Source organism: Bradyrhizobium sp. Kon69, assembly GCF_055807515.1.
The window spans coordinates 1-265 of record NZ_JBVVOS010000380.1 but is presented as its reverse complement, the minus strand read 5'-3'; the positions used below and the strand labels follow the sequence as shown (position 1 = coordinate 265).

The following is a 265-nucleotide window of genomic DNA, read 5'->3' as shown; positions in this document are numbered from 1 at the left end:
GCAACATCGGTGCCGGATAGAACTCGGCGACCGGCCCCAGGCACAGCACCGCCAGCGGTTTGGCACCCGCCGGCAAACCCAGCAGGTCGGCCAGGGCCTGGGGTTCGAACAGCGAAACCCAGCCCATGCCCAACCCCTCGACGCGGGCCGCCAGCCACAGGTTCTGAATCGCGCAGGACAAGGAAGCCATGTCCATTTCCGGCAACGTACGACGGCCGAAAATATGCCGCTCGCGATCATCCATCAGGGCTGCTACCAGTACTTC

At 64.5% G+C, this 265-nt stretch carries 1 protein-coding gene; it reads right to left on the bottom strand.

Annotation, left to right across the window (positions count from 1 at the left end):
* The coding region (locus tag AC0L3U_RS39525) for a nitroreductase family protein (protein WP_473365139.1) at positions 1 to 244 on the bottom strand (244 nt) is incomplete at its 3' end.
* Positions 245 to 265 lie beyond the last annotated feature (21 nt).